Source organism: Cylindrospermopsis raciborskii Cr2010, from assembly GCF_003367075.2.
Taxonomy (GTDB): domain Bacteria; phylum Cyanobacteriota; class Cyanobacteriia; order Cyanobacteriales; family Nostocaceae; genus Raphidiopsis; species Raphidiopsis raciborskii.
Map to the genome: position 1 here is coordinate 2638824 of NZ_CP065936.1, position 13381 is coordinate 2652204.

Annotated in this window: 17 protein-coding genes and 2 CRISPR repeat arrays (1 of these 19 running past the window's edge); of the genes, 9 read left to right on the plus strand and 8 right to left on the minus strand. The window is 41.7% G+C overall.

Annotated elements, in window-relative coordinates:
- The first annotated feature begins 106 nt into the window (after nucleotides 1–106).
- Nucleotides 107–1219, plus strand: coding sequence for an AAA family ATPase (locus C6N34_RS12065; protein WP_115538116.1), 1113 nt, complete (start codon nucleotides 107–109; stop codon nucleotides 1217–1219).
- A complete protein-coding gene (locus tag C6N34_RS12070; RefSeq protein WP_115538117.1) occupies nucleotides 1216–1668 on the plus strand; it encodes a DUF4276 family protein in 453 nt (150 codons plus the stop codon). The genes C6N34_RS12065 and C6N34_RS12070 overlap by 4 nt, the downstream gene beginning before the upstream one ends.
- Here the strand turns inward: C6N34_RS12070 and trpB are convergent.
- From trpB to ndhC, 4 genes are all read right to left on the minus strand, one after another.
- Nucleotides 1554–2795: a tryptophan synthase subunit beta gene (gene trpB / locus C6N34_RS12075; protein ID WP_006278619.1), complete on the minus strand. Its 1242-nt coding sequence runs from the start codon at nucleotides 2793–2795 to the stop codon at nucleotides 1554–1556. The two genes, C6N34_RS12070 and trpB, sit on opposite strands and share 115 nt — an antisense overlap.
- Before the next feature lie 117 nt (nucleotides 2796–2912).
- Entirely contained in the window at nucleotides 2913–3428 is a 516-nt protein-coding gene (locus tag C6N34_RS12080; protein ID WP_057177584.1) for an NAD(P)H-quinone oxidoreductase subunit J, read from the minus strand.
- Entirely contained in the window at nucleotides 3421–4158 is a 738-nt protein-coding gene (locus tag C6N34_RS12085; RefSeq protein WP_115538118.1) for an NADH dehydrogenase subunit K, read from the minus strand. The genes C6N34_RS12080 and C6N34_RS12085 overlap by 8 nt, the downstream gene beginning before the upstream one ends.
- The gene (ndhC, locus tag C6N34_RS12090; RefSeq protein WP_006278615.1) at nucleotides 4149–4511 is read right to left on the minus strand and encodes a photosynthetic/respiratory NAD(P)H-quinone oxidoreductase subunit C; all 363 of its coding nucleotides are present in this window, start codon (nucleotides 4509–4511) and stop codon (nucleotides 4149–4151) included. The genes C6N34_RS12085 and ndhC overlap by 10 nt, the downstream gene beginning before the upstream one ends.
- Nucleotides 4512–4709: 198 nt before the next feature.
- On the opposite strand from ndhC, the gene C6N34_RS12095 reads away from it, so the two are divergent.
- The 4 genes from C6N34_RS12095 to C6N34_RS12110 all read left to right on the plus strand — a co-directional run bounded on the left by C6N34_RS12095 (nucleotide 4710) and on the right by C6N34_RS12110 (nucleotide 8096).
- Nucleotides 4710–5054 carry a rubredoxin gene (locus C6N34_RS12095; RefSeq protein ID WP_057177586.1) on the plus strand — a complete coding sequence of 115 codons (345 nt, stop codon included), beginning with the start codon at nucleotides 4710–4712 and terminating at the stop codon, nucleotides 5052–5054.
- A 60-nt stretch (nucleotides 5055–5114) separates the two neighbouring features.
- A complete protein-coding gene (locus C6N34_RS12100) occupies nucleotides 5115–6137 on the plus strand; it encodes a photosynthesis system II assembly factor Ycf48 (RefSeq protein ID WP_006278613.1) in 1023 nt (340 codons plus the stop codon).
- A gap of 71 nt (nucleotides 6138–6208) precedes the next feature.
- Entirely contained in the window at nucleotides 6209–7519 is a 1311-nt protein-coding gene (locus C6N34_RS12105; protein WP_115538119.1) for a DNA cytosine methyltransferase, read from the plus strand.
- Nucleotides 7520–7547: 28 nt separating this feature from the next.
- Nucleotides 7548–8096, plus strand: coding sequence for a DUF2085 domain-containing protein (locus C6N34_RS12110; protein ID WP_115538120.1), 549 nt, complete (start codon nucleotides 7548–7550; stop codon nucleotides 8094–8096).
- Between the two features lie 24 nt (nucleotides 8097–8120).
- Here the strand turns inward: C6N34_RS12110 and C6N34_RS17005 are convergent, their stop codons facing one another.
- Both C6N34_RS17005 and C6N34_RS12115 read right to left on the minus strand, forming a co-directional pair.
- On the minus strand, nucleotides 8121–8243 hold the full coding sequence (locus tag C6N34_RS17005; RefSeq protein ID WP_268906676.1) for a hypothetical protein: 123 nt from the start codon (nucleotides 8241–8243) through the stop codon (nucleotides 8121–8123).
- Between the two features lie 108 nt (nucleotides 8244–8351).
- Entirely contained in the window at nucleotides 8352–8570 is a 219-nt protein-coding gene (locus C6N34_RS12115; RefSeq protein ID WP_006278609.1) for a hypothetical protein, read from the minus strand.
- A gap of 103 nt (nucleotides 8571–8673) precedes the next feature.
- Here C6N34_RS12115 and C6N34_RS12120 point away from each other — a divergent pair, with 103 nt between their 5' ends.
- Complete coding sequence (locus C6N34_RS12120) at nucleotides 8674–9474, plus strand: Uma2 family endonuclease (RefSeq protein WP_141303253.1); 801 nt, start codon at nucleotides 8674–8676, stop codon at nucleotides 9472–9474.
- 138 nt (nucleotides 9475–9612) lie between these two features.
- On the opposite strand, the gene C6N34_RS12125 is transcribed toward C6N34_RS12120, so the two are convergent.
- Together C6N34_RS12125 and C6N34_RS12130 are read right to left on the minus strand one after the other, a co-directional pair.
- Nucleotides 9613–9879, minus strand: a complete 267-nt coding sequence (locus C6N34_RS12125) for a hypothetical protein (protein ID WP_236107026.1) — start codon at nucleotides 9877–9879, stop codon at nucleotides 9613–9615.
- Nucleotides 9880–9906: 27 nt separating this feature from the next.
- On the minus strand, nucleotides 9907–10158 hold the full coding sequence (locus C6N34_RS12130) for a hypothetical protein (RefSeq protein WP_236107028.1): 252 nt from the start codon (nucleotides 10156–10158) through the stop codon (nucleotides 9907–9909).
- 554 nt (nucleotides 10159–10712) lie between these two features.
- Nucleotides 10713–11499: direct repeats of the CRISPR family, unit length 36 nt; unit sequence GTTTCCATTGATTCCACTTCCCAGAGGGAAGCGGGT.
- A gap of 101 nt (nucleotides 11500–11600) precedes the next feature.
- On the opposite strand from C6N34_RS12130, the gene C6N34_RS12135 reads away from it, so the two are divergent.
- Together C6N34_RS12135 and C6N34_RS12140 are read left to right on the plus strand one after the other, a co-directional pair.
- Nucleotides 11601–11969 carry a helix-turn-helix domain-containing protein gene (locus C6N34_RS12135; protein ID WP_102981708.1) on the plus strand — a complete coding sequence of 123 codons (369 nt, stop codon included), beginning with the start codon at nucleotides 11601–11603 and terminating at the stop codon, nucleotides 11967–11969.
- Nucleotides 11944–12549 carry an IS630 family transposase gene (locus tag C6N34_RS12140; RefSeq protein ID WP_083383444.1) on the plus strand — a complete coding sequence of 202 codons (606 nt, stop codon included), beginning with the start codon at nucleotides 11944–11946 and terminating at the stop codon, nucleotides 12547–12549. The genes C6N34_RS12135 and C6N34_RS12140 overlap by 26 nt, the downstream gene beginning before the upstream one ends.
- A gap of 35 nt (nucleotides 12550–12584) precedes the next feature.
- Nucleotides 12585–13381: direct repeats of the CRISPR family, unit length 36 nt; unit sequence GTTTCCATTGATTCCACTTCCCAGAGGGAAGCGGGT; it runs 642 nt beyond the window's last position.

Consider the following 13381-nt stretch of genomic DNA (forward strand, 5'->3'; position numbering starts at 1 on the left):
GTGGGACAGACTCCAATATTACTACACACTACTCATGAGTGTCAATCTCAATCAAGACCACGCTGGTACGAAAAATTACCTAAAACTTTTCTAGGAGGTGGACATCATGGCTGCTAAGAGTTTTCCTATAAGTAGCCTCTCTATAAAAGGATACAAGTCTATCAAAAACCTTCAAGACTTCCCCATGCGATCGCTCAATATTCTTATCGGTGCCAATGGCGCAGGAAAGAGTAATTTTGTCACATTTTTCGCAATGCTCAGTGAACTGGTAGAGCAGCGATTACAAGTTTGGGTACAAAAGCAGGGCGGTGCGGAGCGAGTTCTGAGCTTTGGAATCAGAGAGACTCCTGAGTTGTATTCTAGAATTTATTTTGCGCGGAATCAATATAGCTTTACTCTAGGACCGACAGCATCTTCTGGTTTTGTTTTCTTGGAGGAGGAAGAGTATTTCGATGGCCCACGCTTCGATCCAAAAAAGAAAACTAAATCAGGTCAAACAGAGTCATGTTTGAGAGATTGGAAAGCAGCTGCAAAGCAAGACAGTATGGAGGATTACATTTATTCCTCAATGTCAAGCTGGAAGGTCTTTCACTTTCACGATACTAGTGACATGGCTGGCGTAAAACGCCCTTGTTCAGTTCACGACAATAAGCATCTCAGACCCGAAGCGTCTAACCTTGCTGCTTACCTATACCTTCTGCAACAAAAGGAGACAGCCATATATAATCAGATTCGTAAGACCGTGGCGTTGGCGATCCCATTCTTTGATGATTTTGTTCTTGAACCTACCACTCTACCAACAGAAGAACAGCAAATTCGGTTGCTATGGAAACAGAAAGACAGCGATTATGCTTTTTGGCCCAGTCAGCTTTCTGATGGTTCACTCCGATTCATCTGTTTAGTTACGGTTCTTATGCAACCCAATCCTCCTTCCACTATCATCATCGACGAACCAGAGTTAGGACTACATCCCCATGCCATTGTTTTGCTTGGTTCTCTCATTCGAGCAAACTCCAACCGAACCCAGGTTATCGTTTCCACTCAATCTGTCCCATTACTTAACGAGTTTAGCATAGACGACTTGATTGTAGTTGAACGGGAGGAAGGAGCTTCCGTGTTCAAACGCTACAATGGCGAGGATTTCTCCTCTTGGCTAGAAAATTATAGCATTGGTGAACTGTGGGAGAAGAATATTCTTGGAGGGAGGCCTAGAAAATGATTCGCGTTCACATCATTTGTGAAGGACAGACAGAAGAAGATTTTATCAAAGAGGTATTGCGTCCCCATTTTTCCCAAAAGGGAATAGCAGTCTACCCCTCCCTCATTGGTAAGCCAGGTCACAAGGGAGGTAATTTCAAGATTGAACGCCTACTGAATGATGTGCGTAACCGCATCAAAGGGGACACAGAGGCTTTCTGTACTACTATGTTTGACTACTATGGTCTTCCCACCTCATTTCCTGGGAAGACTACAAGCACTGCGGGGATGACCTCAGAAGAAAAATCAAATATCCTGTGTCGGGAGCTAGCACAGGTGATTGAGAGTCAGCGATGTTACCCTGGGATAAGAAACTTCGCTGCTGTCTGTACATCTTTATCACCCCTACCAGAACAATTAATCACAATTCGTGGACTACCTACTAACTGGGGACATAAAGTTTCTAAATAAGCGATCGCATGGGATGTTTCCAAAGCTGGTATAATCCCCTCCAATTGGGAAAGTCTTTGAAAAGCCTCTAAAGCTTCCCTATCTGTTACACTATAATATTCAGCTCTACCGGTATCCTTCATATAACTGTGTTCTGGTCCAACACCAGGATAATCAAGTCCTGCACTAATAGAGTGTGGCTCAATAACCTGCCCCTCCCCGTCTTGTAGCAAATAACTCATAGCACCATGCAATACACCCACTTGTCCTTTGGTCAAAGTAGCAGCATGTTTACCAGTATCCACCCCTTCACCAGCTGCTTCCACACCAATTAATCGTACAGAAGGTTCTTTAACAAACTCATGGAAAAGTCCCATAGCATTAGAACCCCCTCCCACACAAGCCAAAAGAATATCTGGTAAACCGCCCCATTTTTCCATAGCTTGCTCCCGGGTTTCCCGACCAATCACAGCATGAAAGTCTCGCACCATCATGGGGTAAGGATGGGGACCAGCAACTGATCCTAGAATATAGTGAGTTGTTTCCACATTAGTCACCCAATCCCGAATGGCTTCAGATGTGGCATCTTTAAGAGTACCTGTTCCCGCAGCTACCCCCCTCACTTCCGCACCCATTAATCGCATTCTAAATACATTTAAAGATTGGCGTTCCATGTCATGAACGCCCATATAAATAACACATTTTAAACCAAACCGGGCGCATACCGTTGCTGTAGCTACCCCATGCTGTCCTGCTCCGGTTTCAGCAATAATTCGCTCTTTACCCATGCGTTTGGCTAAAAGTACCTGACCAAGAGCATTATTAATTTTATGAGCACCTGTATGATTTAAATCCTCACGCTTTAAATAAATTTGCGCCCCAGTACCATCAGGAAGAGCATAATGAGCAGTAAGTCTTTGGGCAAAGTATAAAGGTGTGGAGCGTCCTACATAGTCTTTTAGTAAAGCCTGTAATTCCGTTTGAAAATCCGACTCCTGACGATAACGCTGATAAGCCGCTTCCAATTCAAACAAAGCTGGCATTAAAGTTTCTGGAACATATTTGCCCCCAAAGCGACCAAAACGTCCCAGACTATCGGGGACAGAACTAGCTTGGGACAGGTTAGGAGAAAGGGGAGTAGTAATCACAGATTCATTAAAAAGAGACAACAGGGTTAATTTTAAGAGTTAATTCTAATTCTATATTCTATCTGCAATTATCTTGCAGATAGATATTAATCTGGACAAGAGCATGAAAAATGCTACTTAATAAGCATCTTGCAACTCGTAGAAATCCGGCGAAATGTAGTCCTTACGCAAAGGCCAACCCACCCAATCTTCAGGCATCAGGATTCGTTTCAAATTGGGATGACCCTCATAAATAATACCAAACATGTCATAGGATTCCCGTTCTTGCCAGTCAGCAGTCCGCCAAATCCAGTACACAGATGGTACAACGGGATTCTCTCTGGGTAAGAATACCTTAAGTCTTACCTCAGCTGGTTTATCAGCATCACTACTGACCTTAATCAAATGGTAAACACTAACCAAATCCTGCCCAGGACCTAAATCAATACCTCCTTGAAACTGGAGATAATTAAACCCATAAGCATATAAAGCCGTTGCAGTGGGTAGTAAAAAATCCGGTGCCACCTTAATAATTTCTACCCCATTGACATCAGGACTTAAAGACTCATGGTCAAAGCCATTTTCCGTTAACCAGGTAGAAACCTGACCTGCAGGAACCAGTTTAGATTCCGCTTGAGACTCCACATCAGCCACGCTTTTGTTCCTCCTTTGTCCTAGATGTCAACAGTGCGGGTGGTACAGGCATACCAATTGCCTGAGTTAATTCCTTGGGTGGATTATAGCGAGTTTCTGATTGTAAATACCTACCAGTTAAAATCTCTGGAACTGGTTTCATACTGTGGGTAGTACTGTAATAGCGATGGGTTTGCTTAATTTGATCCCGTTCCTGCATAGAATCATTAGCAATTTTTTTGCGCAACTTAATAATTGCATCAATAATTGCTTCCGGACGAGGAGGACAACCGGGTAAATACACATCTACAGGAATTAACTTATCTACCCCGCGCACCGCACTAGGAGAGTCCACGCTAAACATCCCACCAGTAATAGTACAAGCTCCCATGGCGATCACATACTTAGGTTCAGGCATTTGTTCATAAAGACGTACCAATTGAGGACCCATCTTCATGGTAATTGTGCCAGCAGTAATCAATAAATCAGCTTGACGGGGGCTAGAACGGGGAATTAACCCAAAACGGTCGAAGTCGAAACGAGAGCCAATTAAAGCGGCAAATTCAATGAAACAGCAAGCTGTACCAAATAACAAAGGCCACAAACTAGAAAGCCTAGCCCAGTTATAGAGGTCATCTACCGTGGTTAAAATGACGTTTTCTGACAGTTCCTGAGTAACTGTGGTGGGCCGCTCAATAGGATTAATAATTCTTTCTTTGTCTTGGGTGGTTAAATTAGAACCTACGACCATTCTAATGCTCCTTTACGCCATGCGTAAACTAGTGCGACTACAAGAATCGCAATAAAAATCAATGCCTCTATAAATGCCAATAGCCCTAAACGGTGGAAAGCCACTGCCCAAGGGTAAAGAAAAACCGTCTCCACGTCAAAGACAACAAAGACTAGAGCAAACATATAGTAGCGAATGTTAAATTGAATCCAGGCACCACCAAAAGGTTCCATACCGGACTCATAAGTAGTGCGTCGTTCAGGACTGTAGCTACTAGGTCTCAGGATTTTAGATGCTGACAGCGCCAGGGCTGGAACTAGGCTACAAAGGATTAAGAAGCCTAGAAGATATTCGTAACCGCTAAGGACAAACACAATGGATATCTACCAAACTATGAGGAAAATAAGGCTGTGAGCTTCTTTTACATTATATCTTTTCGGCCTGTCTGAAATCTAGGAAACAGACAGACTAAACTATTGGATTAGGTTTTGACAATTATCGAAAAGTTTTACAAATATAATGTCATAATTTTTAACGTATATTTAAGATTTCCTCTCTAGGAGAATCCGACCATGAGTGAACAAGCTCAAGAAGCTCTGGAGACTCAGGCGCCAGACCGTTATGAGTGTCGCGCCTGCGGTTATGTTTATGAACCAGAGAAGGGAGATGATAAATATAATATCCCAGCGGGCACAGCTTTTGCCGACTTACCGACAAATTGGAAATGTCCAGTATGTAGTGCTAAGAAAGTGGCTTTTGCCAATATTGGTCCTACGGGCACGGCTTCTGGTTTCAAAGAGAACTTAGGTTACGGATTTGGTGTTAATCAACTCACACCAACGCAAAAAAACATCTTGATTTTTGGTGCCTTAGCCTTGGGATTCTTGTTTTTTATTAGTCTCTACGGCTTACAATAACAGCCCTCTAGGGCTAAAACCTGTAAAAATTCAACTCTTGATAAAGACTAAAACATACTGATGAGTTCAATAACAAAAAAGTGGCAAGGATTATTTGCCGTGTTACTAGTGGTGCTGACCTGTATTGCTTGTAGTAAGGTTCCATCTACCAGTTTTAACCCTTGGGAAATAATTAGTGTACCAACAGAGGAAAAACTGTTTGATATTGCCTTTACAGATGAGCCCAATCATGGTTATTTAGTAGGTAGCAATGCTACCTTATTAGAAACTAAAGATGGTGGAAAGACTTGGCAGCGTTTAGAATTAGCAGTGGAAGAGCCAAGGTCTCGTTTTGACTCTATTAGTTTCGCTGGTCAAGAAGGTTGGATTGTGGGTGAACCCTCCGTACTACTACATACCACCGATGGTGGTAAATCTTGGTCTAGCTTACCCCTGAGTCAGAAATTACCCGGTAGCCCTATTTTAGTAAAAGCTCTGGGTGAAAATGCAGCAGAAATGGCCACGGATGTGGGAGCAATATATGGGACTACAGATGGTGGTTTAAACTGGAAGGCTCAAGTAGAAACTGCTGTAGGTGTGGTGCGCAATTTAGAGCGTTCTAGTGACGGTAAATATATCGCCGTTTCTGCTAAGGGTAGTTTTTATTCTGTTTGGGAACCGGGGATGACCGCTTGGGAACCTCATAATCGCAATAGTTCCCGACGTTTGGAAAATATGGGTTTTGCTGATAACGGTCAACTGTGGTTATTAGCAAGAGGTGGTCAAGTGCAATTTAGTGACCCAGCTAAATCGGATGAGTGGTTAGAAGCTAGATATCCAGAGTTGTCTACCAGTTGGGGGTTATTAGATTTAGCTTATCGCACACCCCAGGAAATCTGGATTGGTGGCGGTAGTGGTAATTTATTACGCAGCACAGATGGTGGTCAAACCTGGGAAAAAGACCGAGAGGTGGAAGAAGTTGCTGCTAACTTATATAAGGTTGTATTTTTCAACCCTGATCAAGGTTTTATTATTGCCGATCATGGTGTGTTGCTTAAATATAATCCCCACAAAGAAAATACCACCCCAGCTGATGTGATTTAGTTGATGGTTTAGTAGCCAGAACGTCATCAACTCTTTATATAGCGTTCTGGCACAAGCCATGATTCATAAAAATGAACCAAAACAAGGAAAGACAAAAAAGAAGACCAATTGCCATTGATTTATTTTCTGGAGCGGGTGGACTTTCTCTAGGAATAGAATCTGCTGGTTTTGAGGTAGTGATATCTATTGAAATTGATCCCGTTCACAGTGCCATTCACAACTATAATTTCCCCAACTGTGCAAATATTTGTCGAGACATATCAAATGTGTCTAGCGAAGAGTTATGGAATATTTTAAATGATAAGGATATAAATGAAGTTGATTTATTAGCTGGGGGACCGCCCTGTCAAGGATTTTCCCAAATGGGATATAGACACATAGAAGATCCCAGAAACAAATTAGTGTTTGAATATGTAAGAGTTGTCAGAGACATCAAACCAAGGTACTTTATTTTTGAAAATGTTCCTGGTATAGTGTCTGGCAAGCATAAGGGATTTATAGAGGATCTTTGTCATGAATTTATCCAGATAGGCTATAATACCATTGTTCCGGTTTTAATTTTGAATGCAGCGGACTTTGGTGTGGCACAAAACAGATCTCGTTTAATTTTGCTGGGTTGGCGCAAGGACATGCCAAAACCAGTATATCCCGGAGTTCTGTTTGAAAAACCCACAGCAAATAGTAAAAGTAGGGAGCTATCTTCTCTACCACCATGGTTAGGAGCATCAGACGTTTTGAGTGATTTAGAGGGTGTTTCAGTTTTTATTGGGAAAGATGAAGGGCTCAGTCCTGATAAATTGGAATATTGTGGACCCCGATCTAACTTTTCCTTTGATCCCAATGGTGTATTTGACCTATGTCACAGAAGAACCTTTACCCAAAAATTAATTTACGGTCATTTGTCCTCTACCCACACAGAACAATCAATCGTCAGATTTAAAAATGTTCCCCAAGGAGTAGTAGAACCAACAACTAGGCTCTTCAAATTACATCCTTATAGACCCTCTAACACCCTCAGAGCGGGTACAGATAGTAAACGAGGTGCACATACTGCGCCCCGACCCATACATTACTCTCATCCACGTTGTATTTCCATCCGTGAAGCTGCAAGATTACATTCCTTTCCAGACTGGTTTCAGTTTCATAGAACTATTTGGCATGGACATAGACAGATTGGCAATTCCGTACCTCCCCTATTAGCAAAGGAGATTGCCCAAAGCCTAATTGGGCTTTTAGGTTATGACCTGAGCAAGATTCCCGTGGACAATTTACCGCCATCAGATCCGGGACTTCTTTCTTTAACTATGCACCAGGCTTGTAATTTACTTGGCGTGTGTAAGAATGTTATAGGAAAGCGGAACCGTAACAAATTAAACACATAGTTCATTAACAATATTAATTAAACAATATATGTCCCATTCTATCCTTCAACAAAACCTAACACAAAAGAAAATTAGTCCAGTCAGCTTTTTTGCGGACATTCTCTTAGCAGGAATGGTATTGGGTCCATCCTTAGCTCCCTTCTTGGCCGCATCTAATGTGTTTGTACTACAAATTATCAGTAATATAATTTATTTCATAGGTGATCATGTTTGTCCTCAACCTGAAACCGGTTTAGAATTAGCGCCCCCTTACATTATGACAGTTTGTATGCGGTGTTATGGAACAGTTACGGGATTATTAATAACACGTGTTTTGTATGGTCTAACCCAGGGGAAAGGAGTTTTTTGGTTACACCAATATGGTTGGATGGGTGCATCCGTGGCTACAATTTTGATGACAGCTTATCCTTGGGAGTTAGCTGCTGAGGTTTTTGGTTTGTGGGAGTTTAATAATTATGTTGTTACTCCCTTTGGTTTAGTTACCGGTTTGGCTTGGGGGTTGTTTGCTATGCCACTTTTACATTCTAGTAAGAGAACTTTGTTACGGAGACTTGCTATTTATTACAAAAAAGAGTAGGAGTGGATGCTCCAAAAATCTTTATTAATAAAATTTCCACAGGAAAACTACAAATCTTTGATCTGAAACAAAATCATTGCCATTGATTCCCGGTCTCCCCCACAGACAGTCTCCAGGTAGGGAGTGTAATATTACAGCGGTTTTCATGTAAATAAACCACAATGATTGAACCAATTAAGCGCATCCTCTCCTGTAATATAATTTACTGGACTTGTCATGCACTCATTTAGGGCTTCTAATGTTCGTGCCTCACGACTACGGAGAAATTGCTTTAATTTTGATCAACATAATTCTATCGGAGAGTGGAGTCTCCTGTTCACTGGCATTTAGACTTTTTTTATGACGTAGACCCAACTTTTCTAAGGCTCTATGCATGGTTGTGATACTAACACTAGTGCCCGTCGTTTCTCTCAGGCGATCGCATAATTCTGAAAGTAGTAAATCATTTTTCTCATCCAGCCAAGACTTGATCATGTTTAAATATTGGCCTGCAATTATCTGGGAACAAAATACAGATAAATTTTCCATTCCCACAAGCTTTGATAGAATAAAAATAAATCGAGCAAAGGTAACTTTTATGGCAACCCTACTCAGTGAAAGTAAATCACAGACGGGACTGGTTATCTCATGGGAAGCGTTACCCGATGATTTTCAACTAGAGGATGAACCAGTGGACAATATAGGACAACCACTTTTAGCAGGTGCTTTATGTGAAAGTTTAGAAATCAGTGGTTTTATTCAACCACAGATGTTAATTGCTGCTAATTTTGCTTTATGTGCCACATTAAATGCTCAATTTATCGCTAAAGCACCAGATTGGCTATATATACCTTCAGTTAAAGAAATATTGCCAGGACGCAAAAGCTATACACCCCATTTAGAAGGGGATATACCGGCTTTGGTTATGGAATTTTTGTCAGATAAAGAAGGCGGAGAATACTCATTTAAACGTACCTATCCGCCAGGAAAATGGTTTTTTTATGAACAGATTTTGCAAGTTCCTATTTATATCATTTTTGATCCAGATGGAGGATTATTAGAATATTATCAACTGGAAGATGAACGTTATGAATTAAAGCAACCAGACGAAAATGGTCGTCATTGGATTAAGTCAATGGGACTATTTTTAGGAACTTGGCAAGGTACAAAAGAAGGACGTACTGGCTATTGGTTGCGATGGTGGGATAAAACAGGTAATTTGTTACCTTGGGCTTTAGAACTGATTGAACAGGAACGTCAACTAGCAGAGCAGGAACGCCAACGAGCAGAGCAGGAACGCCAACGAGCAGAACAGGAACGTCAGGAAAAAGAAAGGTTAATAGCTTACTTGCGATCGCAAGGAGTTGACCCTAATAGTTTACCTAATCATGCCAAGTAAATTGGCTATGTAAATGTAGACGGAACTTATCTAACATTTTGTCATCCCATTCATTAGGAACAGATACAAGAGAGTTGTTGAAAAATAAGGGATAATAATCAAGCAGACAGGTGATATTAATGAAGTTGCGGGGAATTATTAAATGCAATCTCCCAAAGGGAGTGCTTCCCAATCCCCCGCAGGGAGTGCTTCGCGATCGCCCGTAGGGAGTGCTTCGCAATCGCCTTCCTGCAGATAAATCACTGTACTGAGATGAATGTTAGAATGGTAATCTGTATGGTGCGATCGCTTGTGGAATAACAGCGGAAAGCATAGTTTTATCTGTTTTACATCTATCTCCGGGTAGATTTTAGAAGGAAGTGCAAAGTCTAGAGAACAGATCGCCCTGATATAGATCCAACTCATGGGTCTCCCCATGAGTTAGCAAAGAAACTAATTAATCACAATGTGTCTTACCAGAATACTCATAACCTCCCCTGAATTACCAGTTGGCGTGAGATCGCTCCAATCCGTTGCATTAGCATAACCAAGCACATGAAGATAGTGAACCGTACTAATCACTGTCTTTTTAGTCCCAATTAACAAGTGTTTTAGTGGCTCCCGGTGACTAGCTTGTGAAACCACCCTAGAGTCAACCACTCCAGAATCATCAATGCTGCTGATGAAATTTCTAATTTGTGCCATAATTTATTTGCCTCTTTTTGGGGTGTAAGGTGATCGAGACTTCCTATCAAGAAATAGAGATCACCTTACTTTTTTCTAATTATAAAACTACTTGAACAGATATGCAATAGGTTTACAGAAAATAATTAATAATTTTTGTAAACTCTTGCGACTTGTCAAGCATAAATGAAAAATACAAAAATCTCCCACTCATTTGGTTAGAGTCAAAGTAATATCTCACATGTCTTGTCTGTTCTCGCAATACTTTGCTCAACCCAGTCACCTCTGAACAAGGTGTTATGGGTCATTGCTGGTATCTGTTTCCTTCTGTTCCCCTTCATTATTTTTAGCTTGCGATCGCTTTGCGACAGCAGAAACCAACTATATGCAAAACCTATCCGAACTACTGTGTCCGTATCAAGCTACAAGTAAAATCTGTTAAGTGCGATCTCCCGTAGGGAGTGCTTCGCAATCGCCCACCTGAACCATTTAGATCTTTCCATTAATTAGTTCTACTTCCTTTGAGGGAAGTAGTTTCAGACAATAGAGAATGCAGTAGATCTAGTATTAGGGATGTTTCCATCAATTCCACTTCGCAGAGGGAAGCGGGTACCAGCGTTTAAGCTACGTATAAATAAAGCATTAGATATAATAAGAGTTTCCATTGATTCCACTTCCCAGAGGGAAGCGGGTCTCAAATCTCTACCGCTCAGCTCTAAAAGAGTTGGGTAGGTTTCCATTGATTCCACTTCCCAGAGGGAAGCGGGTGTGTTTCCCTTATTGGTTGTAACGGAACTATTATCGCGTTTCCATTGATTCCACTTCCCAGAGGGAAGCGGGTTGGTGTTAGAGAGTCTTGGATAGATGTATATGATAGGGTTTCCATTGATTCCACTTCCCAGAGGGAAGCGGGTAAGCATTGGAGTGGACAAAACAAAAGACGGGTTATGTGGTTTCCATTGATTCCACTTCCCAGAGGGAAGCGGGTTATTCGACAGATTTTAACTACTTTCAAATTACTGGGAAGTTTCCATTGATTCCACTTCCCAGAGGGAAGCGGGTAGATTCATTTTTCGACGAACCGGTAACCCCGGTAACCCCGTTTCCATTGATTCCACTTCCCAGAGGGAAGCGGGTGACATCTGCATCTACGCAGAAGCCGACTGCTCACTGGACGTTTCCATTGATTCCACTTCCCAGAGGGAAGCGGGTATTAAACCCCACGGGGAAAATACAGATTATTTAGAGGTTGTTTCCATTGATTCCACTTCCCAGAGGGAAGCGGGTAGCTATGAAGAAATTAATTTCTTTTTTTGTGGCGGAAGGTTTCCATTGATTCCACTTCCCAGAGGGAAGCGGGTCCTTTATGAATTACAGCAATTTTCATGTAGTTAAACTACAAAATAAGATAAGCTATAATAAGGGTAATAAACTAAAATAGAGTAGAAGTACTGTCAAATTATATGCCAAAACCTTATTCAATAGATTTGCGTAATCGCGTGATTGTAGCATGGGTTGCTCAAGAGGGATCTCAACGCCAGTTGGCAGAAAGATTCAAGGTCAGCTTATCATTTGTGAGAAATTTAGTACGTCGTTATCGTGAAACTGGGCAAGTTGAGCCAAAGCAATGTGGAGGATATGAAAAGCCTGTAATTGCAGGCCAATATTTAAACATGATCAAGTCTTGGCTGGATGAGAAAAATGATTTACTACTTTCAGAATTGTGCGATCGCCTGAGAGAAACGACGGGCACTAGTGTTAGTATCACAACCATGCATCGAGCCTTAGAAAAGTTGGGTCTACGTCATAAAAAAAAGTCTAAATGCCAGTGAACAGGAGACTCCACGTGTTCAAGAATTAAGGCATGATTATCGTCGTTGGGTAGATACAGTTGATATTAGAAATTTAGTGTTTTTAGATGAATCGGGGATAAATTTAGGGATGTCAAGGTTGTTTGCCAGAAGCCAAGATGGACAAAGAGCAATTGGTAGCGTACCAGGAAACAAGGGCAAAAATATTTCTCTGATTGGGGCTTTAAATATGGATGGAATTCTGGCAGCAATGACTGTAGAGGGAAGCACAAATACAGAAGTATTTCTCACTTATGTAAATCAGGTTTTAGTACCTCAATTATGGAAAGGGGCTATTGTTGTTATGGATAATTTAAAGGTTCATTATGCCGAGCGCGTGAGATTGTCAATTGAATCAGTCGGTGCAAAAGTTAAGTTTTTACCCCCCTATTCTCCAGACTTATCTCCGATAGAATTGTGTTGGTCAAAATTAAAGCAATTTCTCCGTAGTCGGGAGGCACGAACATTAGAAGCCCTAAATGAGGCCATGACAAGTGCAGTAAATTATATTACAGCAGAGGATGCGCTTAATTGGTTCAATCATTGTGGTTTATTTACATGAAAACTGCTGTAATAGGGGCTTTAAGCCTCTATTAAGTTTCCATTGATTCCACTTCCCAGAGGGAAGCGGGTGAGCAAACTTAACAAACAAGGAGGTTGGTACGAAGTTTCCATTGATTCCACTTCCCAGAGGGAAGCGGGTTTATGAAGAATTAGAGTCTTCTAAAGTCTTATTGCGGGTTTCCATTGATTCCACTTCCCAGAGGGAAGCGGGTTCCATAATTTGTTTAGCATAATCTAGAGCTCCTTGTATGTTTCCATTGATTCCACTTCCCAGAGGGAAGCGGGTTTAAAGGCTAGATACCCCTAACCAAATGAACAGTTTTTCGTTTCCATTGATTCCACTTCCCAGAGGGAAGCGGGTTAACTGTCCACCTGTTTTTTAGTCTCACTGAATAATTGTTTCCATTGATTCCACTTCCCAGAGGGAAGCGGGTCAGATGGGCATCGATTGGCTGTCATTGAAGTACCAGTTTCCATTGATTCCACTTCCCAGAGGGAAGCGGGTTGCCCAACTTCGGCGTTCTGGGAGCTAATGGTCAGTTCAGTTTCCATTGATTCCACTTCCCAGAGGGAAGCGGGTGTAAGTACGAGATGACAAACTTCTGGTCATCCAAATATGTTTCCATTGATTCCACTTCCCAGAGGGAAGCGGGTTCAAGAGATATGAGGAGCTGTCAGGGACGACCTACCCGTTTCCATTGATTCCACTTCCCAGAGGGAAGCGGGTAAGAGACTGTAATCCTGGTAATCGCAGCGGTTGTTTCAGTTTCCATTGATTCCACTTCCCAGAGGGAAGCGGGTTTTACGCAGCAAAAGGCTTTGATTTTGCC

Coding starts and splice junctions, on each gene's coding strand:
- C6N34_RS12135 (WP_102981708.1), top strand. CDS start 11,601: ATGCCAAAACCTTATTCAATAGATTTGCGTAATCGCGTGATTGTAGCA.
- C6N34_RS12100 (WP_006278613.1), top strand. CDS start 5,115: ATGAGTTCAATAACAAAAAAGTGGCAAGGATTATTTGCCGTGTTACTA.
- C6N34_RS17005 (WP_268906676.1), bottom strand. CDS start 8,243: ATGAAAACCGCTGTAATATTACACTCCCTACCTGGAGACTGTCTGTGG.
- C6N34_RS12125 (WP_236107026.1), bottom strand. CDS start 9,879: ATGAGTTGGATCTATATCAGGGCGATCTGTTCTCTAGACTTTGCACTT.
- C6N34_RS12095 (WP_057177586.1), top strand. CDS start 4,710: ATGAGTGAACAAGCTCAAGAAGCTCTGGAGACTCAGGCGCCAGACCGT.
- C6N34_RS12120 (WP_141303253.1), top strand. CDS start 8,674: ATGGCAACCCTACTCAGTGAAAGTAAATCACAGACGGGACTGGTTATC.
- C6N34_RS12130 (WP_236107028.1), bottom strand. CDS start 10,158: ATGGCACAAATTAGAAATTTCATCAGCAGCATTGATGATTCTGGAGTG.
- C6N34_RS12105 (WP_115538119.1), top strand. CDS start 6,209: ATGAACCAAAACAAGGAAAGACAAAAAAGAAGACCAATTGCCATTGAT.
- C6N34_RS12110 (WP_115538120.1), top strand. CDS start 7,548: ATGTCCCATTCTATCCTTCAACAAAACCTAACACAAAAGAAAATTAGT.
- C6N34_RS12085 (WP_115538118.1), bottom strand. CDS start 4,158: ATGGTCGTAGGTTCTAATTTAACCACCCAAGACAAAGAAAGAATTATT.
- C6N34_RS12065 (WP_115538116.1), top strand. CDS start 107: ATGGCTGCTAAGAGTTTTCCTATAAGTAGCCTCTCTATAAAAGGATAC.
- C6N34_RS12115 (WP_006278609.1), bottom strand. CDS start 8,570: ATGATCAAGTCTTGGCTGGATGAGAAAAATGATTTACTACTTTCAGAA.
- C6N34_RS12070 (WP_115538117.1), top strand. CDS start 1,216: ATGATTCGCGTTCACATCATTTGTGAAGGACAGACAGAAGAAGATTTT.